28 protein-coding genes and 1 riboswitch are annotated in these 24,838 nt (G+C 46.6%); of the genes, 26 read left to right on the forward strand and 2 right to left on the reverse strand.

What is annotated here, in order from left to right; translation table 11 throughout:
- The first annotated feature begins 159 nt into the window (after positions 1 to 159).
- The 18 genes from KZE55_RS05000 (at position 160) to KZE55_RS05080 (ending at position 15,655) form a co-directional block, all read left to right on the forward strand.
- Positions 160 to 1,038, forward strand: coding sequence for a CvfB family protein (locus KZE55_RS05000; RefSeq protein WP_222259802.1), 879 nt, complete (start codon positions 160 to 162; stop codon positions 1,036 to 1,038).
- Between the two features lie 2 nt (positions 1,039 to 1,040).
- Positions 1,041 to 1,928, forward strand: coding sequence for a tyrosine-type recombinase/integrase (locus tag KZE55_RS05005; RefSeq protein ID WP_222259804.1), 888 nt, complete (start codon positions 1,041 to 1,043; stop codon positions 1,926 to 1,928).
- A 12-nt stretch (positions 1,929 to 1,940) separates the two neighbouring features.
- On the forward strand, positions 1,941 to 2,297 hold the full coding sequence (locus tag KZE55_RS05010) for a reductase (protein ID WP_222257656.1): 357 nt from the start codon (positions 1,941 to 1,943) through the stop codon (positions 2,295 to 2,297).
- On the forward strand, positions 2,290 to 3,078 hold the full coding sequence (locus KZE55_RS05015) for a segregation and condensation protein A (protein ID WP_222257657.1): 789 nt from the start codon (positions 2,290 to 2,292) through the stop codon (positions 3,076 to 3,078). The genes KZE55_RS05010 and KZE55_RS05015 overlap by 8 nt, the downstream gene beginning before the upstream one ends.
- Positions 3,041 to 3,646, forward strand: coding sequence for an SMC-Scp complex subunit ScpB (gene scpB, locus KZE55_RS05020; protein WP_222257658.1), 606 nt, complete (start codon positions 3,041 to 3,043; stop codon positions 3,644 to 3,646). The genes KZE55_RS05015 and scpB overlap by 38 nt, the downstream gene beginning before the upstream one ends.
- Complete coding sequence (locus tag KZE55_RS05025) at positions 3,646 to 4,362, forward strand: pseudouridine synthase (protein WP_222257659.1); 717 nt, start codon at positions 3,646 to 3,648, stop codon at positions 4,360 to 4,362. The genes scpB and KZE55_RS05025 overlap by 1 nt, the downstream gene beginning before the upstream one ends.
- Before the next feature lie 115 nt (positions 4,363 to 4,477).
- Positions 4,478 to 4,597, forward strand: a riboswitch (FMN riboswitch).
- An 88-nt stretch (positions 4,598 to 4,685) separates the two neighbouring features.
- Positions 4,686 to 5,264 (forward strand): ECF transporter S component, encoded by a 579-nt coding sequence (locus tag KZE55_RS05030; RefSeq protein ID WP_222257660.1) that lies wholly within the window; start codon positions 4,686 to 4,688, stop codon positions 5,262 to 5,264.
- A gap of 261 nt (positions 5,265 to 5,525) precedes the next feature.
- Positions 5,526 to 6,557 (forward strand): helix-turn-helix domain-containing protein, encoded by a 1,032-nt coding sequence (locus KZE55_RS05035; protein WP_261313172.1) that lies wholly within the window; start codon positions 5,526 to 5,528, stop codon positions 6,555 to 6,557.
- Positions 6,550 to 7,992 carry a RecQ family ATP-dependent DNA helicase gene (locus KZE55_RS05040; RefSeq protein ID WP_222257662.1) on the forward strand — a complete coding sequence of 481 codons (1,443 nt, stop codon included), beginning with the start codon at positions 6,550 to 6,552 and terminating at the stop codon, positions 7,990 to 7,992. The genes KZE55_RS05035 and KZE55_RS05040 overlap by 8 nt, the downstream gene beginning before the upstream one ends.
- Before the next feature lie 79 nt (positions 7,993 to 8,071).
- Complete coding sequence (locus KZE55_RS10235) at positions 8,072 to 8,383, forward strand: hypothetical protein (protein ID WP_261313173.1); 312 nt, start codon at positions 8,072 to 8,074, stop codon at positions 8,381 to 8,383.
- Positions 8,384 to 8,447: 64 nt separating this feature from the next.
- Positions 8,448 to 8,651, forward strand: a complete 204-nt coding sequence (locus tag KZE55_RS10240; protein WP_261313174.1) for a LysM peptidoglycan-binding domain-containing protein — start codon at positions 8,448 to 8,450, stop codon at positions 8,649 to 8,651.
- Between the two features lie 20 nt (positions 8,652 to 8,671).
- On the forward strand, positions 8,672 to 9,358 hold the full coding sequence (gene cmk / locus KZE55_RS05050; RefSeq protein WP_222257663.1) for a (d)CMP kinase: 687 nt from the start codon (positions 8,672 to 8,674) through the stop codon (positions 9,356 to 9,358).
- A 72-nt stretch (positions 9,359 to 9,430) separates the two neighbouring features.
- The gene (gene rpsA, locus KZE55_RS05055) at positions 9,431 to 10,672 is read left to right on the forward strand and encodes a 30S ribosomal protein S1 (protein WP_222257664.1); all 1,242 of its coding nucleotides are present in this window, start codon (positions 9,431 to 9,433) and stop codon (positions 10,670 to 10,672) included.
- Positions 10,673 to 10,757: 85 nt separating this feature from the next.
- Positions 10,758 to 12,071: a ribosome biogenesis GTPase Der gene (gene der, locus KZE55_RS05060; RefSeq protein WP_222257665.1), complete on the forward strand. Its 1,314-nt coding sequence runs from the start codon at positions 10,758 to 10,760 to the stop codon at positions 12,069 to 12,071.
- Positions 12,072 to 12,264: 193 nt separating this feature from the next.
- Positions 12,265 to 12,540, forward strand: coding sequence for an HU family DNA-binding protein (locus tag KZE55_RS05065; protein ID WP_047770053.1), 276 nt, complete (start codon positions 12,265 to 12,267; stop codon positions 12,538 to 12,540).
- Positions 12,541 to 12,670: 130 nt separating this feature from the next.
- A complete protein-coding gene (locus KZE55_RS05070; protein WP_222257666.1) occupies positions 12,671 to 13,384 on the forward strand; it encodes a helix-turn-helix domain-containing protein in 714 nt (237 codons plus the stop codon).
- A gap of 29 nt (positions 13,385 to 13,413) precedes the next feature.
- Complete coding sequence (locus tag KZE55_RS05075) at positions 13,414 to 14,271, forward strand: IS3 family transposase (RefSeq protein WP_261313175.1); 858 nt, start codon at positions 13,414 to 13,416, stop codon at positions 14,269 to 14,271.
- Between the two features lie 121 nt (positions 14,272 to 14,392).
- A complete protein-coding gene (locus KZE55_RS05080) occupies positions 14,393 to 15,655 on the forward strand; it encodes a tetratricopeptide repeat protein (RefSeq protein ID WP_222257667.1) in 1,263 nt (420 codons plus the stop codon).
- A 55-nt stretch (positions 15,656 to 15,710) separates the two neighbouring features.
- Here the strand turns inward: KZE55_RS05080 and KZE55_RS05085 are convergent, their stop codons facing one another.
- On the reverse strand, positions 15,711 to 16,538 hold the full coding sequence (locus KZE55_RS05085) for a phage integrase N-terminal SAM-like domain-containing protein (protein ID WP_222257668.1): 828 nt from the start codon (positions 16,536 to 16,538) through the stop codon (positions 15,711 to 15,713).
- A 148-nt stretch (positions 16,539 to 16,686) separates the two neighbouring features.
- Between KZE55_RS05085 and KZE55_RS05090 the strand changes: the two genes are divergently transcribed.
- From KZE55_RS05090 to KZE55_RS05105, 4 genes are read left to right on the forward strand one after another with little or no spacing between them, the layout of a single operon-like run.
- Positions 16,687 to 17,895 (forward strand): CCA tRNA nucleotidyltransferase, encoded by a 1,209-nt coding sequence (locus tag KZE55_RS05090; protein WP_222257669.1) that lies wholly within the window; start codon positions 16,687 to 16,689, stop codon positions 17,893 to 17,895.
- A 14-nt stretch (positions 17,896 to 17,909) separates the two neighbouring features.
- A complete protein-coding gene (locus KZE55_RS05095) occupies positions 17,910 to 19,808 on the forward strand; it encodes an ABC-F family ATP-binding cassette domain-containing protein (RefSeq protein WP_222257670.1) in 1,899 nt (632 codons plus the stop codon).
- A gap of 18 nt (positions 19,809 to 19,826) precedes the next feature.
- On the forward strand, positions 19,827 to 20,789 hold the full coding sequence (locus KZE55_RS05100; protein WP_222257671.1) for a thymidylate synthase: 963 nt from the start codon (positions 19,827 to 19,829) through the stop codon (positions 20,787 to 20,789).
- 11 nt (positions 20,790 to 20,800) lie between these two features.
- Positions 20,801 to 21,298 (forward strand): dihydrofolate reductase, encoded by a 498-nt coding sequence (locus tag KZE55_RS05105; protein WP_222257672.1) that lies wholly within the window; start codon positions 20,801 to 20,803, stop codon positions 21,296 to 21,298.
- On the opposite strand, the gene trhA is transcribed toward KZE55_RS05105, so the two are convergent.
- On the reverse strand, positions 21,278 to 21,916 hold the full coding sequence (gene trhA / locus KZE55_RS05110; protein ID WP_396442454.1) for a PAQR family membrane homeostasis protein TrhA: 639 nt from the start codon (positions 21,914 to 21,916) through the stop codon (positions 21,278 to 21,280). The two genes, KZE55_RS05105 and trhA, sit on opposite strands and share 21 nt — an antisense overlap.
- A 193-nt stretch (positions 21,917 to 22,109) precedes the next feature.
- Here trhA and KZE55_RS05115 point away from each other — a divergent pair, with 193 nt between their 5' ends.
- From KZE55_RS05115 to KZE55_RS05130, 4 genes are all read left to right on the forward strand, one after another.
- Positions 22,110 to 22,952, forward strand: a complete 843-nt coding sequence (locus KZE55_RS05115; RefSeq protein ID WP_222257674.1) for a DegV family protein — start codon at positions 22,110 to 22,112, stop codon at positions 22,950 to 22,952.
- Between the two features lie 113 nt (positions 22,953 to 23,065).
- Positions 23,066 to 23,983, forward strand: a complete 918-nt coding sequence (locus KZE55_RS05120; protein WP_315853343.1) for an SGNH/GDSL hydrolase family protein — start codon at positions 23,066 to 23,068, stop codon at positions 23,981 to 23,983.
- An 8-nt stretch (positions 23,984 to 23,991) separates the two neighbouring features.
- Positions 23,992 to 24,591 carry a YpmS family protein gene (locus KZE55_RS05125; protein WP_222257675.1) on the forward strand — a complete coding sequence of 200 codons (600 nt, stop codon included), beginning with the start codon at positions 23,992 to 23,994 and terminating at the stop codon, positions 24,589 to 24,591.
- A gap of 18 nt (positions 24,592 to 24,609) precedes the next feature.
- Entirely contained in the window at positions 24,610 to 24,834 is a 225-nt protein-coding gene (locus KZE55_RS05130) for a YozE family protein (RefSeq protein ID WP_222257676.1), read from the forward strand.
- Positions 24,835 to 24,838: the final 4 nt, after the last annotated feature.

Consider the following 24,838-nt stretch of genomic DNA (forward strand, 5'->3'; position numbering starts at 1 on the left):
CACGAGCTTTGCGTCGGCGGGGTTCCCGACAGGCCTGTTTCGCGTCGGAAAAACGAACTAATAATATCTCACCTTTGTCGTAAAAGCAGTCCTGGTCAAATTAAGGGTGGCCGTGTAAAATAATAAGCAGGATTATAAAAGTAAAGAACGGGGTAAATTATGAATTCAGCATTAGGAAAAGTTGTTTCCGCGGTGATAATTGATGAAAATGAACAGGACTACTTTGTCCAGCCGGACCGTAACGGCCAGACTTATCGTTTGCCTAAAGTGGAGAGCCCACAAGTACTTCACATTGGAGGACAGGTCCGCGGCTTTGTTTATGAAAACGAAGATCACCAATTACAGATGACCTGTGCGTATATTCCCTCAGTGCAGGTTGACCACTATGATTACGGCACAGTCGTCAGTGTTCGTCGTGATCTAGGAGTGTTTGTCGACATCGGCCTTTCCAACAAGGATATCGTTGTTTCACTAGATGACCTGCCGAGTCTAAAGCACCTTTGGCCCCAGCCAGGTGACCGGCTGTTAATGGCCCTGCAGGTAGATGATAAGGACCGGATTTGGGGAAAATTGGCAGACGACGCCATCTATAACACAATTTCAAAAGCCCCCAGCAAAAAGCTCTTAAACCGGGATATAATGGCCACTGTTTACCGCCTTAAGCTTAATGGAACCCATGTGATTACCGACGACTACCACCTGGGCTTTATTCACCCTAGTGAGCGGGACCAAGAACCCCGGCTTGGTCAACGGGTCAAGGCCCGGGTCATTGGCCTGTCAGCTCACGGTAGTTTAAACCTTTCACTTAAGCCCCGGGCCTACCAAGCAATCGGTGAAGATGCACAGATGCTTTTGACAATGCTTGATCATGACCTAAACCACCGGCTTCCCTATACCGATAAAACTGATCCCCAGATTATTCGCCAGGTGTTTGGTATTTCCAAGGGTCAATTTAAACGGGCGGTGGGTCACCTGCTGAAGGAGCGACTAGTCAAGGAAGAAAATGGTCAGCTGGTTCTTTTGAAAAAGAATGATTAGTGATGAACAAAACTATAGCTACTTACATTCAGTATTTAAAAAGCAAGGGGCTAGCAGCAAACACCCTGGAAAGCTATCAACGGGACTTGAAGCAGGCGATGGCCTTTTTTGAAAAAGAACGCCAGATTAACAAGTGGGAAAAGGTTGACCAATACGCCATCATGGACCTAGTCAATAACTTGAAGGGCCGGGACCGGTCGGCAGCCACCATCAACCGTCTCCTCTCGGCACTGCGCCGTTTTTACCGTTACCTGATTTGCCACCGGGGGTTACGGTTTAATCCCCTGGAACTGGTGGATAATATTCAACCGGCGACTCCCCAGGCTCCGGAAATTCTGACGGAGAGTGAGACACAGCGCCTCCTGCGGGCCCCAGATTCGACGAGCCTCCTTGGATGCCGTGATCATGTGATGTTGCTAGTGATGGCGGCTACCGGAATGCGGGTCAGTGAGCTCGTCCAGCTATCCCTAAAAGACCTGCATTTAGACATTCAGATGGTCCGTTCTGGGGCCGGTAGTAAGCAGGAACGGTTGATCCCCCTAAGTACAGTGGCCAGTGGCAGTTTACAAGAGTATTTGACCAGGGTTCGCAAAAAATTGGCGAGACCAGGTGAAGATGCTGTCTTTGTGAATGCGCATGGTCACCGCCTCACTCGTCAGGGAGTCTGGAAGAACCTCAAGCAGTTGGTCAAGGTTGCCCAAATTGATAAGGCGGTGACCCCCCAGACTCTCCGCTATTCCTTCGCTGTTCGTTTACTGAATAATGGGGCAGATAGTCGTCTCATTCAAGCAATGCTTGGTTACAGCGAGATGCGGATGCTGAAGCCTTATTTGAAAATGAGCCCCCAGGAAATGGTGAACAGTTATCGTCAGCACCAGCCACGCTTATAAAGGAGTGATTATTTGCTAGTTCGCTACCGGAAGGATTACGAAAAAATTGCGATGGGGTTGCTCTCATTGCTGCCTGAACTGCACAACTATGATCGCTTTACAGAGGAGCTTCATGATGCGGTTGCCCAGCATTTCCCCATTTACCTGTGGAAGGACGAAGAGGACAACCATTTCATTGCCGTTGTCATCCTCGAGGAGGGGGAGAGCTATGTCTTGCTCCGGCAGATTTCTTTCACCCCGAGTGAACGTTCAGGCAGAAATGTCTATGCCCTGTTGGATGCTATTAAGGAGCAGTACGCGCAAAAAAGACTGATGGGGACGCTGGAAACGCAGCCCCTGATAACAGGGTGGGAGAAGAATCATGAGTAAGCCATTGACGGAGCACCCTTATCAACCGGTGATCAAGATTCCCGACTTTGAGGGTCCACTGGACCTTCTTTTACACTTGATCAAGGAAAATAAGATGGGTATTTATGACATTAAGATAGTTACTATTACTTCCCAGTACATGGACTACCTCCACCAGCGCCAAACACACCGTTTGGAGGTAGCTGGTGATTACTTTGTGATGGCAGCGACATTAATGAATATTAAGAGTCAGATGTTATTGCCTAAACCACCCGTGGACGAGGAAGAAGCTGAAGAGGATGAACCTGATCCCCGCCAGGAATTAGTTGCCCAGCTTCTTGAATACCAACGCTACAAGAAGGCGGCGGGGGAGTTGAAAAATAAAGAAAACTTTCGCCAGCAGGAATTTACCCGTCCCGCAATGCACGTACCGCGCAAATTAATTACGGCGCATGTTGAACCGGGAGTAACAATTGACCAGCTTAAGGCCGCCTATGCTCAGGTCCTAAAAAATCACCGCCTTAACCAGCCGCTGGTGGAAACAGTTGCGGCGGAGAAGGTAAGCGTTGCCCAACGGATGGGGGACGTGGTTAAATTAGTGAAGAAGGGACCGGTCCAGTTTACCACCCTATTTGAACATAACCGGACGCGTGACAGCTTGGTTACCACCTTTCTTGCCATCCTGGAACTGAGTCGGCACCGCCGAATTAACTTACAGCAGGCGGAACTATTTGGACCGATTATACTAACGGAGGGACCCAAGATTGACGAACAATCAGTTAACAAACCAGGCACAGATTGAAGGACTATTGTTTATTAGTGGGGATGAAGGAATTACCCTGGGTGACTTGGCTAAGATTACGGGCTTTATGAAACCCGCAATCCGGAAACTACTTAGTGACCTTGCCCAGCGTTACCAGGCGGATCCGCACTGTGCTCTTGTTCTTTTAAGAAGTGACGAAACCTACCGGCTCGCCACAAAGCAAGCGTTAGCACCAGTAATCAAGCACTATTTTGAGGTTCCATTGACCGTCCCCTTAACGACTGCCCTACTGGAAACGTTAGCGATTGTCGCTTACCGGCAGCCGATTACCCGGTTAGAAATTGATGATATCCGTAGTGTGCAGAGTTCGGGATCCTTGCAGAAATTAATGGTTCGGGGCCTGATTGATACTAAGGGCCGGCTGGATGCTCCCGGGCGGCCATTTTTATACGTTACCACCACGAACTTTCTGGACTACTTTGGTCTAACTTCGCTAGATGACCTGCCACCGCTGCCGGCAGAAAGTGAGCTCGCCCCTGACCAGGTGAATGGGGACCTGTTTTTGACGGCTTTGCAATCGCGTGAGAAACGTCAGGAGGATAAGTAATGGAACGTTTACAAAAGGTAATGGCGGAGGCCGGTGTAGCCTCCCGTCGTGCATCAGAAAAACTAATTGCCACTGGCCATGTTCAGGTTAATGGTCGGATTGTGCGGACGCTGGGTACTAAGGTCAGCAGCCGGGACAAGGTAGAAGTCGATGGGGTACCCCTCCACCGCGAGAAGCACGTTTATTTCCTGCTGAATAAACCCCGGGAGGTGATCTCGTCTGCCCATGATGAGAAGGGGCGGCGGACGGTTGTCGACATTTTGCGTGAGAAAGGGGTTGATGAACGAATCTACCCGGTGGGAAGATTAGACTACGACACCACGGGTGTTTTGCTCCTCACAAATGACGGCACGCTTGCTAACAAGCTTATGCACCCCAAGTTTGAGGTTGCTAAGACCTATATTGCAAAAGTTAAGGGCCTGGTTTCTAACAATGACTTAAAGCAACTCCGCTTGGGAGTCAAGCTCGATGGGCGAAAGACCAAACCGGCTAAGTCGCGGTTGAAGGAGAGTGACCGGGTCAAGAAGACGAGTATTGTTCAATTGACAATCCACGAGGGGCATTATCACCAAGTTAAACGCATGCTGGAAGCAGTGGGACACCCGGTAATCAAACTTCACCGGGAAAATTATGGCTTTTTGAACTTGCAGGGAGTTCAACCCGGTGAGTTCCGAAAGCTCCGGCCGGAAGAAGTGAAAAAGTTAAAACAGCTTTAGGTTACTACGCCCACCTTTTCACAAGGTAAAGTGACGCCAGCTACTGGTTAAGGCGGCGGGTGAATGCGTTGACACGGTGACTAGTCGCCGGTATAATGGGGCTGTAAATATTAAGAATTGTCTTCAAGGCAGGGTGCAATTCCCGACCGGCGGTGATAGCCCGCAACCCGTGTGAACGGTTGAATTTGGTGAAATTCCAATGCCGACAGTAAAGTCTGGTATAGAGAAGATTTCTATAATGAAAGCGTTGTTGACAACTTGTTAACGGCGCTTTTTTCATAGGAAAGCCAACTGAAGGTAATCTCATTGGAGGTTGTTTATTTATGACAGTTTCACATCAGCGAATTCAACGGATGGTTGGTGTTGCTTGCTTCGGGGCCCTCGGCTTTATTTTGATGTTATTTGAGTTTCCGATTATTCCGGTGGTGTCTTATTTGAAAATTGACTTTTCCGATATTCCAGTTCTCCTCGGCGGATATATCTACGGACCCTTTACGGGGGTGATAATCGCCCTTATCAAGTGCTTGATTCATGCGATGGTTCACGGCTTTTCGGTTGGTGAACTAATTGGTATTTTTGGTGACTTCGTTTCTTCCTTGGCTATCCTATTACCGTTCTGCTTTGTATGGCGGCAACGTGGGTGGACCTTCAAGCGGCAAATGGGGATGGGAATTTTGCTTTCAACAATTACCTTGACCATTGTCATGTCGTTACTTAACCTCTGGGTACTGACCCCGTTATACATGGCCGTTTGGAACTGGCGCTCTTCACTTCCGGTGGCGCAACTGGTTGCAGTGGGTGTTTTGCCATTTAATGTTATTAAGGGCCTGTTGGTATCGGGGGTCTTTGCCCTGATTGCTGGCCACTTGCGCCAGTGGCTTCTTCGTCACCAATTAAAATAAATTCTCGTGGGACAGAACTAGCTTGCTAGTTTGCTTTTCGACGCGAAGCTAGCCTATCGGGAACCCCCTCGAAGCGAAGCAAGTCTTTAGAAAGCACAAAAAGGACTCTAGTGTTTGGATTTTCCAAACGCTAGAGTCCCTTTGTGTACTGCGCTGTAACATTTTCAACTATATAGGAGACTCATGTCACAACCCATTTTAATGTTGTCAGGAATTTATGCCGTATTATATTAATAGTAGTTCGAAAAGGAGGGATAAGTGGTGAATGACTTTTTATTACGCTTGTGTAGCTATCACCAGCCACGGCGGGTGCGGGTAATTGAAAATGTCTGCCAAAACCACCCCACAGTTGCCAACCTATTCTGGGCTAAGCAGTACTCCCTTATCAATTGGCTGGGCTGCCGGCGGAATCTGGACCGTGTCGAGTTTAATGATGAACTCGCCGCATTGGAAAAGGCGGGGTTGATCAGTTTGCATGATAACCAGGTCCAGTTAACGGCCGCCGGAGTGAGCTACCAGGAAGAAAATCCCATCTATGAGCCCCATTTTTTTGATTGGTTCTGGCTAGCCAACACAAGGCGGGTTGAACAGCGCTTCCTCCTGGGGATTCAGGTTGTTTCTGAACTTGCCTACCACAACTGGCGCTACGTCCCTTTGCACGTTCCCTATTCAGAACAAGGGGCGGTGAAGGCCTGGTTTCATCGCTATGGTTCCGCACAGCTTGTCCACCAGGTTGCGCGTGAGCTTGACTTACTGGGAACGGCCTTTGAAGGAGAAGATGAGCAGTTGGTGACGGCTTTTTTTGCCAGCCTGGTAGGGCACGATGGCAGTGGGCAGACAATTGCCCAGGTTAGTCAACAGTTAAGTCTTAACATCGGTGAAACGATGATTATTAACCATGACGTCCTCCTCGGGATCAGTGCCTTTGCTAAAAATACCACAGGCCCAATTGCCCGGCTGCTCCAACCCTTACTCACTTCTTCACCACTTTCGACTAGCTGTTGGCAGACAATTAATATGCTTAGGCGGGGAAGACCACTAGAGGAGATTGCCCGGCATCGTCACCTCAAGCTGGGGACAATTCGTGAACACATTCTTACCGCGGCTATCTTGGTGCCCCGAGCCTATCAGTGGGGAAAACTACTGCCGCCCCAAGACGAAGAGTATTTAAAGCACAAGTATGAGGGACCCGTTGCCAGCTGGCAATTTGTTAGTTGGGGTAGTAACGAAAACCGTGACTTTTTCTACTTTCGTCTCTATCAAATCATCCAGGGGAGTGAAGAAAATGGATGAGCAGAAAATCTATCAGGAATTACGGCACCGCTTTGGCTTTGCTAAATTTCGCGATGGCCAACTAGCAACCATTAAAGCCATCATGGCTGGACACAACACGTTGGCCGTCCTACCGACTGGTGGCGGGAAGTCCCTTTTATACCAGTTACCAGGCTACCTAATGGCCGGAACGGTATTGATTGTTTCACCATTAATCTCCTTAATGCAAGACCAGGTTGACCGTCTCCACCGCCGAGGTGAGAAGGGGGCAGTCATGTTGACCGGTCAAATTTATGGTGCTGATCGTCAACGGTTACTTCAAAATTTAGCTAATTACAAATTTATCTTTGCATCGCCGGAGTTTTTGACAAATAAGGAAGTCGTTGCGGCGCTGCAACAGGTGCAGATTTCGCTATTGACCATCGATGAGGCCCATTGTATCTCACAGTGGGGGCCTGATTTCCGGCCGGAGTATTTGATGCTCAAACAACTCCGCCAATTTTTAAGGTACCCGGTTACCCTGATGCTAACGGCAACGGCAACGAAAGCTGTTCGCTGCGATATCATTAAAAAGGTCGGCCTGACAGATGATCAAGTAGTTGAGGTCCAGCGTTCCGTCAACCGGCCAAACATCTTTTTAGCCGTCGACCAGTGTCAGAATGGCGAGGAAAAAAGGGCCCAGTTACTAAAAATGATAAATCAGCTCGGCGGCGCGGGGATAATATATTTTAGTAGCCGACGCTTGGCAGACGAAATGACAAGGTGGCTGAACACGCAAACTAAAATAGAAGTGGCTACCTATCACGCTGGAATGTCTTCGGCCGACCGTTTTCGTATCCAACAACAGTTCATGTCTGATCAGGTAAAGCTGATTTGTGCAACCAGTGCCTTTGGGATGGGCATTGATAAGGAAAATATCCGTTTTGTAATTCACTACCATATACCCGACAGCTTAGAGAACTATGTTCAAGAAATCGGTCGGGCGGGTCGTGATGGTAAGCAAAGTGTTGCTGTTATCCTATATACACCCGGCGACGAACAACTGCCACGGCAGTTACTAACTGTTGACCTCCCACCAGCCGACCTGATGCAGGCTGTTCAACGGGGGAAGGTAGACGAAAGGACATTAGGCCCTGACTACCGGCTATTTTCCTTCTACCTTAAGCATCATTTTACGCCTGACCAGGTTAAGCGGGCTTTTACCCGGCGGAAGAAGCGGCGCCTTGCTCAGCTTCAGATGATGACCAACTATGTTCAGTCTTCTGAATGCCGGCGCGACTTTATTCTCCGCTATTTTGATGAGCCAACCATTACCCAAAAAAGATGCTGTGACCACGAGCTAGCGGACTGGCTGGCAGCAGGGATATTACCGAAACAAATTTATGCTTCGCCCAAGTTGTCTTCATTTGACTGGCATTCTCGTCTGGCTTCATTATTAAATCTTGTTAAAAATTAGTTTTTTTGCTATCTAGACAATTAGTAATTCAGTGCGCTACAATCAGAATGTCAACTTTGCGTAGGAAGGAGGAGTGAGAATGAGTGACCATCGGCAGGAGAGCCGGCAGAAGAACGATGAACTTTGGGATAAGAAGTTCAATGATAATGAAGACCGTGACAGTAGTGGCCACCTATCGCGGATGGAACGGCGGAAACAGGAATCGCACAGTTCAACGATTACCACCGTTTTGATTGTATTGATTATACTATTGGCTGCTACCCCATTGATATACTGGCTTAACAACAAGCAGTCGTTTAACCACCCAGTACGAACAGAGCAAACCGCTAAATCAGCCGTGAGTAGTAAAAAAACCAACTCATCATTCTTCATCAACCTCGAGGATAAGTAAAAAAACGACGGATGATCGGCAGACAACGGTTAATAGCCTGTCTAGCGCCAGTCAAGAGTCACAGATGAGTTCAAGCGTTCAACAGTCTAGTTCTAGTAGCAACCAACGAACCCAGTATTCATATAATCGGTACACAACTGTTCAGCGCGGTGATAGTGTTTACCGGATTGCTGCACGAAATGGTATGTCGGCGCAGGAACTAGCTCGGTTGAACAACGTGTCCGTTAATACGCCGTTGCGACCGGGACAACAGATTAGGGTACGATAACGAGGAGTGAATATAAGAACATGAAAAATGGAATTCAAGTTGCAATCGATGGCCCGGCTTCTGCGGGGAAGAGTACGGTTGCCAAGTTGGTTGCAAAGCGTTTTAATTACGTCTATTGTGATACCGGTGCAATGTACCGAGTTGTGACTCTTGCCGCCTTGCAGCAAGGCATTGCGATGGATGCGACTACTAAGATCGCCAATTTAGCCAGTCGGATTAAGATTTCGTTTAAGCCGGGTGAACCGGAACAACGGGTATTTCTCAATGATAAAGAGGTCACCACGGCAATTCGTCAGGGAAAAATTGATAATAATGTTTCCGCAGTTGCAGCGATTCCGGCAGTTCGGCGTGAAATGACGAACCAGCAGCGGCAGATTGCTCAGGCTGGGGGGATTGTGATGGATGGCCGTGATATTGGCTCAACCGTTTTACCGGATGCTCCCGTGAAGATTTTTATGGTTGCAACGGCCCATGAACGGGCCCGACGGCGTTATGTTGAAAATAAGGAGAAGGGAATTGCGACGGCTTCTTTAGAGGAGCTGCAGCACGAAATTGAGCTTCGTGACCAGAAGGACTCCTCACGAAAGGTTTCTCCCCTTGTTCAGGCCCCCGATGCAATCCGCTTGGATACGACGAAGTTAACGATTAACGAAGTCGTTGACAAAATTAGTGATATTATCAAAAAAACTCTTAACGAATTATCGTAAACACTGGAAAAGCGGGAACTTTTCTAGTAGAATAGTGTTCAGAGTTGATTGTTGCAAGGAGGATTTTTTTTAATGGCTGAAAACAACGAAAACAAGAACGATATGTTAAAAGCGCTCGACAGCATTGAAACCGTTAAGGTGGGCGATGTTGTTAAGGGTGAAGTATTGGCAATCGATGACGATCGTCAAGCTATCGTTGGTATTAAAGACGCAGGGGTTGAAGGTGTCGTCCCTGCTAAGGAATTATCAACCAAGCCAGTTGAAGACATCAATGATGCAGTTAAAGTAGGTGACGAATTAGACTTAGTTGTCATCTCCAAGATTGGTAACGATAAGGAAAATGGTAGTTACTTACTTTCTCACCGTCGTCTTGAAGCCCGTAAGGTATGGGATGACATCCAAAAGAAGTTCGACAATGGTGAAACCATCACTGCAAAAGTTACCCAAGCAGTTAAGGGTGGTTTAGTTGTTGATGCTGGAGTACGTGGCTTCGTTCCTGCTTCAATGATCACTGATCACTACGTTGAAGATCTGAACCAATTCAAGGGCCAAGAACTTGAATTTAAGATTATTGAAATCGAACCAAGTGAAAACCGCCTGATCTTATCTCACCGTGAAATCGTTAAGGCTGAACACGAAAAGGCTGCTCAAAAGATCTTTGCTGAATTACAACCTGGTGATGTTGTTGAAGGTAAGGTTGCCCGGATGACGAGCTTTGGTGCTTTTGTTGACCTCGGCGGCGTTGATGGCCTGGTTCACGTTTCGGAAATTTCTTACGAACACGTTGACAAGCCTTCTGATGTATTGTCTGCTGGTCAAGATGTCAAGGTTAAGGTATTAAACGTTGACCCTGATCGTGAACGGATTTCCTTGTCCATCAAACAAACTCTTCCTGGACCATGGGATGACATCGAAGAAAAGGCACCTGCTGGCTCTGTATTGACGGGTACTGTTAAGCGTCTGACGAGTTTCGGTGCTTTTGTTGAAGTTTTCCCAGGTGTTGAAGGTTTGGTTCACATTTCTCAAATCTCCCATAAGCACATCGCCACCCCAGCTGATGTACTGAAGCCAGGTCAAGAAGTTAAGGTTAAGGTACTGAATGTTGACCCTGAACGGCAACGTTTAGGCTTATCCATGAAGGCTCTGGAAGAACGTCCAAAGGGCGAGGAAAACGACAATGGCGAAAATTACCGTGGTCGTCGTCGTTCTCGTCGGAACAACAACCGGTCCGCAATGAACAACGTTCCTGAAGAAGAAAGTGGCTTCTCCATGGGTGACTTGATTGGTGACCAATTGAAGAATTTACGTAAGTAATTTCATACAATATTAAAATATTTTAAGGAGGAAGTGGCACTTTTGTGGTTACTTCCTTTTTATTCTTTGAAGGAAGGTGAAATTAATGTCTAATCCTGTAGTGGCGGTAGTTGGACGGCCCAACGTTGGTAAATCAACCCTTTTTAACCGGATCGCTGGTCAGCGGATCTCCATAGTTGAGGATACTCCGGGGGTCACTCGTGACCGGATCTATGCTCATGGTGAATGGCTTGGCAAGCACTTTAATATGATTGATACCGGAGGAATCGAGTTATCTGACCAACCGCTGTTGACCCAAATTCGTCAGCAGGCCGAGATTGCTATTGATGAGGCTGATGTTATTATCTTTGTCGTGGATATCGAGAGCGGGGTTACGGATGCCGACGAACAAGTTGCTCGGATTCTTTACCGATCTGATAAACCGATAGTTTTGGCCGTAAACAAGGTTGATAACCCGGAGCGACGGAGCGACATTTATGACTTTTACTCGCTTGGCCTGGGGGAACCCTACCCGGTATCCAGTGTCCATGGTGTTGGCCTTGGGGACCTTTTGGATGCGGTAATTAGTAATTTCCCCGAGAATGCGGCAAATAATGCGGACAACAGCATTCGTTTCAGCTTGATTGGGCGGCCCAACGTTGGAAAGTCCTCAATGGTTAACGCCATCCTGGGTGAAAACCGGGTGATTGTGTCAAACGTTGCGGGGACTACCCGGGACGCCATCAATACTCGTTTCCAGTCTGCTGATGGCCAAGAATTTACCATGATTGACACAGCTGGGATTCGTAAGAAGGGCAAAATTTACGAAAATACTGAGCGCTATGCTCTGATGCGGGCCATGCGGGCGATCGACGATAGTGATGTTGTCCTGGTGGTCTTAAACGCTGAAGAGGGAATCCGGGAAATTGACAAGCATATTGCGGGATACGCTCACGAAGCTGGTTGCGGGGTCATCATTGTTGTCAATAAGTGGGACACGATTGAGAATCGGGATCACCGGACGATGACCGACTTCACAAACCTGATTCGAAACGAATTCCAGTACCTGAGTTATGCACCCATTATCTTTGTTTCCGCAAAGACTAAGCAGCGCTTAAACAAACTTCCTGCGCTAATCAAGGAGGTTCACGCCCACCATGAGCGACGGATTAAGTCTTCGGTCCTTAATAACGTGATTATGGACGCAATTGCGGCTAATCCAACACCAACGCAAAATGGTAAACGGCTACGGATCTTCTATGCTACCCAGGTGGCAACCGCACCGCCGACCTTTGTTGTCTTTGTTAACGACCCAGAACTGATGCACTTCTCTTACGAGCGCTACCTTGAAAACCAGATTCGACAGGCTTTTGACTTTACGGGGACACCGCTCCACCTCATCAAGCGACAGCGGCAATAATAAAACCCCTAAAAAATCTTAAAATTGCCCTGGAAAGTTGGCAAAACCGCTTGCCAGTAGGGTTTCACTATGCTAATCTTAACATTGAAATAATACGAACTCCTCGTAATTATTTCGTTAATTTTGGACCACTCAAAATTAACATTGTGAGTTAGTGTAATTAGCTTGCACTAATTGTGGGAGGTGAAAACACATGGCAAACAAAGCAGAATTAGTAAGCAACGTTGCTGCTGCTACTGGCTTGACCAAGAAGGATGCTACTGCTGCTGTAGACGCTGTCTTCAGTTCAATTCAAGCATCATTGGCCAAGGGGGAAAAGGTTCAACTGATTGGCTTCGGTAACTTTGAAGTTCGTCAACGTGCCGCACGGAAGGGCCGTAACCCGCAAACTGGACAAGAAATCCAAATTCCTGCAAGCAAGGTACCAGCATTCAAGCCTGGTAAAGCTTTAAAGGATGCTGTTAAGTAATTAACAGATCAAGTGGGGGAGCATGCACAATCATGTTCCTAAATCCAAAGAGACTCTTAGTATGGCTATAATGCCCTCTAAGTATACAGATGAAATAGAAAATTCATCTTATACTTGGAGGGCTTTTTCTATGACTAGGAAAGCGAAATTTAGTGCAGAAGAGAAACTGGCGATATTAAACGAATTAAGTCATTCTAGTGCGAAAGAAGTTACTAGGAAACACTCAATTGGTAAAGGTACTATTTCGCGTTGGCGACTGCTTTATAAGTACCAAGGAATTGACGGATTACAATCCAGTCATCACAATTGTAGCTACTCAAAGGACTTCAAACTGGATTTAGTCCGACGATACCAGGAATCAACAGATTCCCTTAAAGTATTCGCAATTAAAAATGGATTAAAGTCAGAAACACAACTATCAAATTGGATTATCCAGTATAATGAATCAAAACTAACGGCTTATACGCCAAGAAAGCGAGATTCAATTATGCCAGGACGGAAAACTACTTTTGAAGAACGATTATCGATAATTGAGGAACTGATTAAGCATGATATTAACTACAACTGGGCAGTAGATAAGTACCATGTTAGTTACCAACAAGTCTATGATTGGTATCAAAAATATCGTAAAAGTGGTAATGACCCGCAATCACTTCGTGATCGGCGGGGTAAAGCCAAGCCGAAGGAAGCATGGACAGAAGCTGATCAGTTAAAAGCTGAGAATCGATTATTAAAGGCTCAACTTCTTCGTAAAGAAATGGAGAGCGCCTACGCAAAAAAAGTGATGGAAATACGCAATCGGGAGGTGAACGATTTCTCAAACAACAAGCCATCAAAGAACTGAATCAAGAACACGACTGGCCAATTACTGTCTTGTGTCAGATCGCTGGCATAACTAGAGATGCTTATTACAAGTGGCTTCATAGAAAGCCAAGTAACTATAAGATTGAACAGTCAGAGCTACTGGGGGCGATTCTAGAGCTAGAGGAAAAGCATAAGTGGACACTGGGCTACTTAGCGATGACAACACAACTAGCCTACGAAAATAAGCTAAGTTTCCAGGCAGGACTAAAACGAGTAACCAATTGTATGAGAAACCATGGAATCAAAGCTAATGTCCGAAAGAAGAAACACAATCGTGTTAAGCGTCATGAAGAATACATCAATGATAATCTACTCAATGGACAATTTGATCGTCAGAGTAAAAACGAAGTTTGGGCAACCGATACTACAGAGGTCTTATACGGGATAAACCAGGTAAAGAAGGCTCGTGTGCATGTCGTATTGGACCTGTATGGACGTTACGTTTTAAGCTACAATATCTCACCTACAGAAACCGCAGTGTCAGCAATTGAAGTATTTGAGCGTGCCTTCAAAGTGGAACCGGATGCCCGTCCAATGATTCACACGGATCGTGGAGCAGCATATTGTTCAATGGCTTTCAATGACTATTTAGCCAATCAAAACTGTATTCACAGCATGTCACACCCGGGTCATCCTTGGGAAAACTCGCCGATGGAACGTTGGTGGAATGATTTTAAGCTCATTTGGTTAGCTAAACGGTCACGACCTAAAACATTGGCGGAATTTGAGCAATTGGTAAAGGAAGCTATTAAATATTTCAACACTCAACGAGCTTATACATCCAAAAACGGCTTGACCGCGGAAAATTCCGCGCTCAAGCCGCATAAACTATCTTTCTATTTGAACTGTATACTTGACAGGCACTAGTGCCTATTCAATTAGCGAATACTGGGAGTCTTTTTATTTCCCAGGCTTAAATTACCACCACCGAACTTGATCTATGCTATAGTAAAATCCAGGATAATTCGATGAGGAGACTTGATGATAGATGACTTATTCAGAAAAAATGTTAGAAGAAATTCAAGCGGGCCGGTTAACCGCTGCCAAAGCATCATTTCGTCAAGCGCTGGCAAATGACGATGATGACATGCTCTTTAGCCTAGGGGAAGAACTATACGGACTGGGCTTTCTGCGGCAAGCACGGCGTGTCTACCTGACGCTTTTACAGCGTTATCCTGACGAGGACGAGTTACGTACCAACCTTGCAACCATCGCAATTGACGAGGGTCATAATGATGAGGCCCTTTCCTATCTGGCACAGGTTAAGCCCGATTCACCGGCATATCTGGAGTCCTTGCTGGTGGCAGCCGACCTTTACCAGACCGAAAAAGAGTTTGAGGTTACGGAGCAAAAGTTAAAGGAAGCATATTCAATCGCTCCAGACGAGCCGGCAGTAGAGTTTGCTCTGGCAGAATTTTATTTTTTGGTCAGTCGTTTTGATGTGGCGCTTACTTACTACTTCGACCTGATCAAACATGGTTATACTGAGTTTGCCAAAGTTGATATTGCCGGTCGGCTGGGGATGTGCTATGCCCAAAGTGGCCAGTTTAAGCAGGCCTTGGGGTACTTGAAACAGGTCAAGCCAGAATACCAGACCAATGACCTGCGTTTCCAAACCGGGCTTACCCAGTTGCACCTCCAGCAATACGACGACGCAATTAAGAGCCTGGAAGCAGTAATTAAAGAAGATAACCAGTATGCATCTGCCTACCCAACGCTGGCGCAGGCATTTACGGCCCAAAATAAGTATTCTCAGGCCCTTAAAGCCGTCCAGGAGGGACTGAGCGTTGACCAGTATAATGAGCGGCTGTTTGCCCAAGCGGCCGAAATCGTCAGCCACCTCGGCAATGGTAAGTTAATGCGGAAGTACCTAGATAGGGCCCATGCCTTGGCACCTGATAACCTAACAATTACCCTCCAGTTCAGTAATTTTCTCCTTCACCAGCATGATGACCAGGAAAACGTTGACCTTCTTTTACCCCTGGTAAAAGAGGATGAGGTTGACCCGCAAATTTATTGGAACCTGGCGCGCTCGTATCAACGGTTGGAAAATTTTGACCTTGCTGGTAAGTACTACCAGGCCGCCAGTGAAACCTACGGTGATAATTCAGTCTTCTTGCGGGAAAGTATTGACTTTTACCGGGAAACCGGTCAGCAGGACAAACTGCTAGCTGCCCTGCACCATTACTTGGCGCTTGAACCGACCGATACGGCGATGCAGGACCTGCTTGATGAATATGAGGGCTTTTGATAAATAGTAATAGCCACCGACCTCATTGTGGAGATCGGTGGCTTTTTAGAACTAACTATTGGTTGGCATGGAGTAAAAGACGTTGGTAATAGAGTAAAGAAGCTGGGTCAAGCTTAAGGGTGTCTTCTAAATCGCAATCGCTTAGCTGCCGGTGGTGAGCAAGAAAGAGCAGGATATAACTCTGGTGGAGATACTTGGGCGCCAGGCTAAAGCCTAAATACTGCTCATCTTTCTTGAGAAACTTATGTAAGGCAGCGTTGCTTAACCGTGGGTTTCCCGGGGCAAAGCGCTGCTTTAAAAAGAGGTCGTGGCTGTTTTGTAAGTCTTGTTGGGGACGAATGAAGGTGTTGAAAGCCTGGCGAAATTCTTCTTCGCCTGGGCCGGTCAGGGTGAGCTTATCCCAGACTTGGTAAAAGCCCGGTGCCAAGAATTCCCCCACGACAAAGCCACACTTGCTCAGTAAAAGGGTCAGGCGGGTGTAGTAGTGAACGTGCTTGTCGGCCAAAATATCGGGGAGCTTGGCAAGCCACTTGGTAGAGACCTGCTGGTTAGGGGTGACCGCGTGGCCGTGCAAAGTCAGCGTTGGGTAGCTGCTGATCAGCTGGTGGGTGAAGAGGTAGCGGAAGTAACGGTTTAACTGGGACAGAATCTTGTTGAAGGTGGTCATGGTGATTCGGCGATCAGTTCGTAAGAAATTCAGGTAGGCGCGGACGTCTGCTTCGGTAAGATTAGCCAGGACCGGGTGCTTGGCAAACTCGGGTCGGTTAGCCAGGAGGTAGGTGAAGAGGTTAGTAATAGTCGTATCGTAGGTTTTAATGGTTAAGGGAGCCAGTTTCTGCTGGCGTAAAAACTGGTGGAACCTGGTTTGATAGGGATAATCCATGGAATTCCTCCTTATGAGCAATAATTTACTTTAACTATATTATAAAAAACAATCTCTAAAAAAGAAATAGAAAAGTTCACATGGCCAAAGGTCTTTTGCTATAATTTATACTGATTATTTCATAAAATGGATGTAAGGATTTGATTGAATGAAGATTGAACAACTACCACCGATTTTTGAACCGGCGCGCCCTGTTTTACAAAAAATTGAAGCGACGGGATACGAAGCCTACTTTGTGGGCGGCTGTGTTCGTGATACGATTTTAGGCGACCCCATTCACGACATTGATATCGCAACCAGCGCCTATCCAAGTGAAATTAAACAGATCTTTGACCGGACTGTTGATACGGGAATTGAACACGGCACGGTCATGATTCTTGACCACGGAACAGGTTACGAAACGACCACCTTCCGGACGGAATCAGGTTACCAAGACTATCGCCGCCCTGATCACGTTACCTTTGTTCGCTCACTTGAAGAGGACCTGAAACGGCGTGACTTTACAATTAACGCCCTCGCCCTGAAAGAAAATGGAGAAGTAGTTGACCTTTTTGATGGTATTAAGGACCTCAAGCGGCATGTTATTCGGGCTGTTGGGGATCCAGAAGAACGTTTCCACGAAGATGCCTTGCGGATGATGCGGGCGGTACGTTTTGCCAGTCAGCTTGATTTCAAAATTGATGGACCTACCCTGCGGGGAATTAAGGAAAATGCTTCCCTACTGCAAAAAATTGCTGTAGAGCGAATTCAAGTTGAATTTGAAAAGATGTTCCTTGGTCAAAAGCCGGCCGCTGGCTTGAACTATTTCTTAAATTCTGGACTCTACAGGTACTGTCCGGGGCTTGCTTATTCCGCCAATAAGTTAGGGGCACTAAACCGGACGTTTGCGGGGATGAAGAACATCAACCAGGTTTGGGCCCTGGTTACCTACACCCTTGACCTAACTAACTTTGCAGACCTGACCGCCTTTCTTAAGTCATGGAAGACTGCTAACGATACTATTCGGCAGGTAAAGAAGATCTTGCCTTTAATTGAAGCTCTTCGTTGGGGGCAGGTGAGCGCCTGGATGCTGTACAAGACTGGTTGGGAGGCCTTCGCTGATGCCAACCGGGTGGCAAGCGTCTTCAACTGGCAGTTACCGTGGCCTGACGCTAAGGAAAAGTATCAAAGCCTTCCAATCAAGGATGCACGTGATTTGGCCATTAATGGTCAGACCTTGATTAAGGAGGCTAAAATTAAACCCGGGCCCCAGCTTGGTAAGGTTCTTAACCAAGTCACCCGGGCAGTGGTGGAAGGAAAACTACCAAATGATAAAGAAACGCTCATCGAACGGGTAAAAGAGATTGAAACAGAATAAGAAGGGTTAACTAGATGCAAACAATGAAAGCAGAAGGCCTGACCAGTACCTATGGTGAGAAAGTGCTGTTTGACCATATTAACTTTATTATTAATGAAAATGACCGAATCGGGTTAATTGGTGTTAACGGCAGCGGCAAGACCAGTTTGCTCAACGTGATTGCCGGGGAGGTCAGCCCTGAAAGTGGCCAGATTACGACCCCAAATGACTACACGATTGGGTACCTGAAGCAGCAGCCCCGACTGGACGAAAGCAAGACAATTATGGAAGCGGTCTTTGCTGGTGACCAGACAATTTTTAAGACAATTCGTCAGTATGAAGAAGCATTGAACAAGTTTAGTGCCCACCCTGAAGATCCCCAAACCGTTGATCGTTACAATAAAATGCAGGACCGGATGGACCAAGAGGATGCCTGGGAGGCGGATAGCCGAATCAAGACCATCCTTACTCAGCTGAAGATCAAGGACACCAGTCAGAGGATTGCCGACCTATCTGGTGGCCAACGCAAACGGGTTGGCCTTGCGCAAGTTCTGATTCAGCAACCTGACTTGTTACTTCTGGATGAACCAACTAACCACCTGGACCTTGACTCTGTTATCTGGTTGCAGGACTTTCTAGCCAGTTATAAAGGCGCAGTGCTAGTGGTAACACATGACCGTTACTTCTTGGATCAGGTAACAAACCATATCTGGGAATTGTCTTTTGGTAAGTTATACCAATACGATGGTAACTATCAGGACTTTGTGGCCAAGAAGGCGACCCGAGTGGCGCTTGCTAAGGAGACTGAACAGAAAAATCAGCAACTCTACAAGAAGGAATTGGCCTGGATGCGAACGGGTGCTAAGGCCCGGTCGACCAAGCAAAAAGGACGGATCAACCGTTTCCACCAGCTGGAGAATAAGGTGGGAAAACTCAAAACAGATGAGGATATTTCAATTAATCTTGGTTCCCAGCGGCTGGGCAAGGACGTAATCAAGTTTAAAGACGCTAATTTAAAGTTGGGTGACCACCAGATCCTGCAAGACTTTAACTGGCTTGTACAGGCCGGTGACCGAATTGGAATTACCGGCGAAAACGGTGCTGGCAAGACCAGCTTGTTAAACGTGATTGCCCAGCGTGTTCCCCTGGATAGTGGGGTTATGAAGATTGGCGAAACGGTCAAACTCGGTTACTACACACAGCAAACAGAAGGAATCAATGATAGTAAGCGGATGATTAGTTTTCTTTCTGAAGTTGCGGAGAGCGTGACCGATAAGGATGGCAATAAGCTAAGTGTTACCCAGCTGCTAGAACGTTTCCTATTTCCCCGCTTTATGCATGGGACGTTGATTCGGAAACTTTCGGGAGGTGAGAAGCGTCGTCTGTACCTGTTAAAGATTTTGATGCAACAGCCCAACGTTTTACTCCTGGATGAACCGACTAACGACCTTGATATTGGTACACTGACGGTTTTAGAGGACTACCTCGATAGTTTTGCCGGAACGGTGATTACGGTTTCCCATGACCGCTACTTTCTGGATAAGGTTGCCGATGACTTATTGATTTTCCACGGCAATGGTGATATCCAGCGCTATACTGGGCGGTTCACGGACTATCTGAAGGAAAAACAAGCAAATCATGAGCGTCAGCAAGCGGAAAAGAAGCCGTTTAAAAAGGAAAAAAAGCCGACCCCGGAAAAAGAATCTTCTCAAAAGAAAACTAAGTTGACGTATGCTGAAAAAATTGAATGGGACCAAATTAACCAAGACCTTGATAAGCTGAGCCAGCAGCATGATAAGTTAGAACAGGAAATGGCTGCTAACGCTAACGACTACCCTAAACTGGCGGAACTACAGAAAAGGGTCAATGAGGTCCAAAAACAGATCGATCAGAAGACAGAACGCTGGGAGTACTTGAGTAACTATGTTGATTAATCAGAGGAGGAATTAACGGTGGCAAAAAACCAGAATGAACAACAGTACCTGAACCTAGCTCGGTATGTTTTGGAAAATGGGCACGAAAAATCCGACCGTACTGGTACGGGAACCAGGTCAGTGTTTGGTTACCAAATGCGGTTTGACCTTTCCAAGGGTTTCCCAATCCTGACGACGAAGAAGGTCCCCTTTGGCCTGATCAAAAGTGAGCTTCTATGGTTCTTACGCGGAGATACCAATATCCGCTTCCTTCTTCAGCACCACAACCACATTTGGGATGAATGGGCATTTAAAAAGTGGGTCGAAAGTGATGAATATCATGGCCCTGACATGACGGATTTTGGTCACCGCTGGTTGAAGGACCCCGAATTTAAGAAACAGTACCTGGCCGAAAAAAAGGACTTTTGCCAACGGGTCCTTGATGATGATGAATTTGCCAAGAAGTATGGTGACCTGGGTCTAGTTTATGGTAGTCAGTGGCGGGCCTGGAAGACCAGTAAGGGTGAAACCATTGATCAGATTGCCAACGTTATTCACCAGATAAAGACAACTCCAGATTCACGCCGGATGATCGTTTCAGCATGGAATCCAGAGGATGTGCCGTCAATGGCCCTACCACCATGCCATACAATGTTCCAGTTCTACGTTAATGATGGGAAACTTAGCTGCCAACTCTACCAGCGAAGTGCGGATATCTTCTTAGGGGTTCCATTCAACATTGCTAGTTACGCCCTCCTCACCCATATGATTGCCCACCAGTGTGGTCTTGAGGTCGGCGACTTTGTTCATACCTTGGGGGATGCCCACATCTACCTTAACCACCTTGACCAAGTAAGAGAGCAATTACAAAGGACTCCCCACCCGGCTCCAAAACTAATCTTGCCGGCTGAAGCCAAGCCAGTTGACCAGTACGAAATGACGGATATTAAGCTTGACGGCTATACTCATGAGCCCGCAATCAAGGCCCCAGTTGCTGTCTGAGGAGGCAAATAATGAAGAAAGTTACCTATGTTTGGGCAGAGGACCTGGACGGCTGGATTGGTAAAGATGGTTCTCTCCCATGGCACGTCAAGGCTGATATGCGGCATTTTAAGCAGGTCACGGCTGACCACCCGGTAGTGATGGGACGACGGACCTTTGATTCGATTGGTCATCCCCTTCCTGGGCGCCAAAACGTTATTCTGACCCACCGAAGGATTGAAGATAAACGGGTCGTTTCCTTTCAAGACCTGGCAGAGCTAAAAAACTGGATTAAAGAAAATTCGGCTCCAGTAGTTGATATCATCGGTGGTGGCCGCCTTTTTACTGAACTTATGTCGCTGGTAACGGTCCTTCACCGGACCATTATCAACGGTCATTACGAAGGTGACACAAAAATGCCACCAGTCAACTATGACCAGTGGCATTTGCAGGACCGACAAACGGTAACTAAGGATGGTCAGCCGGTTTGCTGGTTTGAAACTTGGCAATTAAACGTAAAGGAGAATTGAGAAATACATCAGACCTGTCCCAACCAGGACAAAGAAGTGCCAGATGAGGTGGGTGTAATCAGTTGGCCGGCTGTACAAGAGGGCACCAATTGTGAAGGTGATTCCTCCAGCAAGCAGCAGGCCAAAACCAACCGGCCCCAGGACATTCCAAAGGGGGAAGAAGGCAAAGATGCAAAGCCAGCCCATCAGGACGTAAACTAAAGTCGAGAGGGCACTCTTGTGCTTAAGCCAGATACTTTTATAAATAATCCCAATGACGGCTAGCCCCCAAATGACGCCAAACATCGTCCAGCCTAACCATCCCTTGATACTGACGAGGCAGTAGGGGGTGTAAGTTCCGGCAATCAGGGCATAAATCATACAGTGGTCAAATACCTGAAAGACGTGCCGGGCCCGGGTAAAGACAAGGGCGTGAAATAGGGTTGACGAGAGGTAGAATAAGACTAGGATACTGCCGTAGATGGTAAAGGTGACCACCCGCATGACACTCCCACTATGGGCGGCCCGAATTATTAGGAAGACCAGACCAGTAATTGCTAGGCCGGTACCAATCCCGTGACTGATGGCGTTACCGATTTCAATTAGTAATGTTTTCTTATCAATGTGCTGCTTATTCACTGAGCAAAACTCCTTTCGGGCTGATAAATGCATTATTTAAGGCTTTTTGGTATACTAGGACTATAAAAATCACCTTTGGGTATTTAAAAACTACGTTAAACGATTATAATGTTCTTAGAAACTAGTATATCTAGTTATTAAAACTAGGTTAAAATAAACCATTGATAATTGTCAAGGGGGAGTGGATTTTTCCATGTCTAAAGTAAAAATAGTTTGTGATTCTTCCGCCGGATTGACAGAAGAAGACATTAAAAAGTATAACATTACAATCGTACCACTTACGGTTATGATTGATGGTACAATTTATGTCGAGCGTGAAACCATCACTAATGATGAATTCACTAAGTTGATGAAAAACGCCAAGTCTTTGCCAAAGACATCCCAACCGCCGATTGGTAAATTTGTCGACGCCTTTGACAAGCTTGGCGAAGACGGCAGCGAAGTTCTCTGTGTTACCATGATGGAATCGATTAGTGGGACTGTCCACGCTGCTGAACAGGCGGCAACAATGTCAAAAACGAAGGTCACGGTCTACGACTCCCAAACTACTGATCAAGGGATGGCCTTCCAAATTATTGAGGCGGCTAAAGTCCTTGAGGCTGGCGGTAGTGTAGATGATGCAATTACCAAAATGAAGGATGTCCTTGCCAAGTCAAAGCTTTACCTGGCAATTGATAACCTTGACAACCTGGTTGCCGGTGGAAGAATTAGCAAGTTCGCTGGTGCACTTTCCAATATCCTTAACATCAAGGTTATGCTCCAGGTTGCCGGTGGTCAGATTCATATCATTATGAAGGGTCGCGGAACAAAGGCAATTCATAAGGAATGGGACCGAATCTTGAAGGAAATGGCCGCTGGACCTAAACCAATCAAAGTTGGGATTTCCCACGTTGAAGGGAATAAAGAAGTCGAGCGTTTAAAGAATGGCGTAGAAAAGATCTACCCTGACCAAAAGATTACGGTTCGGGAAACGGTACCGATTATTGCTACCCACACCGGAATGGGTGCATGTTGTTTGCTGTACTACACTGAATAGGTTAAAGTTTTACAAATCAGTCCCCACTGTTTGTATCAACAGAATTGAAAGCTATTCGAGGCCGGAGAAAACACTGTTTTCCCAGCCTCTTATTATTAAGGAGGAACGTGCAAGTGCGAAAACAATGGTGGATGATTGGTGTGGTGATAATTTTAGCGGTGCTTGCTGGTGGCGTCTGGTATGGTCATCGCCAATCTTCGCCCGTAATAAGGACGGCTTCATCGCCCCACTATGTTGAAAAGGAGAATGTCCACCTGGTGGCAGTTGGCGATTCTTTGACCCATGGCCAGGGGGATGAGAAAAAAAAGGGTGGTTATGTCAGTATTATTAAGCATAAGATTGAACACCACTATCGTAAAACGACGGTAAGTACGAAGAACTACGGTGTTAGTGGGGATTGGTCTGACCAAATCCTGGCCCGCCTTAATTCCCAGCCTAAGATGCGGACGAACCTCCGGAAGGCTGATGTAATCACAATGACGGTGGGCGGAAACGACCTAATGCAAAATCTTGAAGCCAATATCATGAACTCTCCTAAGACGGTCGACAAGGACGTTGACCAGGCAGAAAAGGTTTATGTCCGTCGTCTCAATCAGTTACTCACGGCAGTTCGGAAACAGAATCCTCATGCACCGGTATTTATTATGAGTATTTATAATCCTGTTTATACTTACTTTCCCGACGTAGACGTAATTAACAACTCAATCGTGAAGTGGAACCAAACAACCCAAAAGGTGATGGGAAACTACCATAAAATGTATTTTGTGAACATTAACCACCTGATGTCATGGGGACAGTACAAGACTCCAGACCAGCGTCAGGAGTTGATTCAACAGGAAAAACAGGCTAACCGGGGAAAAATTTCTCAGGCTCGGTTGGTCAGCGTCATGCGGGATCGTGACCATAACTTAAACGAATATATCTCAACGGAAGATAATTTTCACCCGAACCATCGTGGTTATCAGCAGATGGCCAACCGCCTATTTAAATCAATGAAGAACCACAACAGTTGGGAATACGTAAAGAGGTAAAATAGCGAATGAAAAAGGAGACGAAAACGAAATCAATCAACTGGTGGAAGTGGGCGTTTATCGTCCTTATCCTGGTGATTGTGGTGGCAACTGGAACGATAATCAACCGGGCCACTGCACCGGCGCCCAGTTCGGCAGTTAGCAAGCCAGCTAAACTTAATGATACTTCGGTTACAATTGAGCTGAATCGTCACCAAGTTAACGCCCTCGCGGCTAACTACCTTAACCGGTTCTTAAAGGGACAGAAAATTAAGTACAGTTTTTTGGTTGGTAAACAGTACGCTACTTTGACGGGCGATACCAGGTTTCTCGGTGCTAAAATTCGGTTTGCCATTAACTTTGTGCCGGTTAAACAAAGTGATGGTAACGTCCTCTTACGGGCTAAGGGCCTTTCGGTGGGACGGCTTAATATCCCCATCAAGTTTGTGATGGGCTATATTGCCAAGAACTACAATGTTCCGGAATGGGTAAAGATCAATGCCCAAAAGAAGACTGTCTTGCTGGATTTGAATAAGTACAGTGAGAAGCGAGCGCTAAAGTACCGGGCACAAGAAATAAATATGACGGAAGGGCGGTTTAAGTTCTTGATAACCGTCCCGACTAAGTGATAAAGAGGAGGATATCACATGGTTCGTGATAGTTTTTATCGTTATTTGATGACCCAACGTAATCCTAATTCTGCAGACGAAATTGAGCAATTCGCTAATAATGCCTTTCTAGACTCAACGTTTCCTAAGCAGTCATCCGACTTTGATGAGGTTTCAAAGTATTTAGAAGAGAATGCGGACTACCTACCATCAATGACGATTTTTGACGCCGCATGGCAAAAATATTTGGATGAGAGAAATTAGGAGG

The sequence above is a fragment of the Limosilactobacillus panis genome, assembly GCF_019797825.1.
Classification (GTDB): Bacteria; Bacillota; Bacilli; order Lactobacillales; family Lactobacillaceae; genus Limosilactobacillus; species Limosilactobacillus panis_A.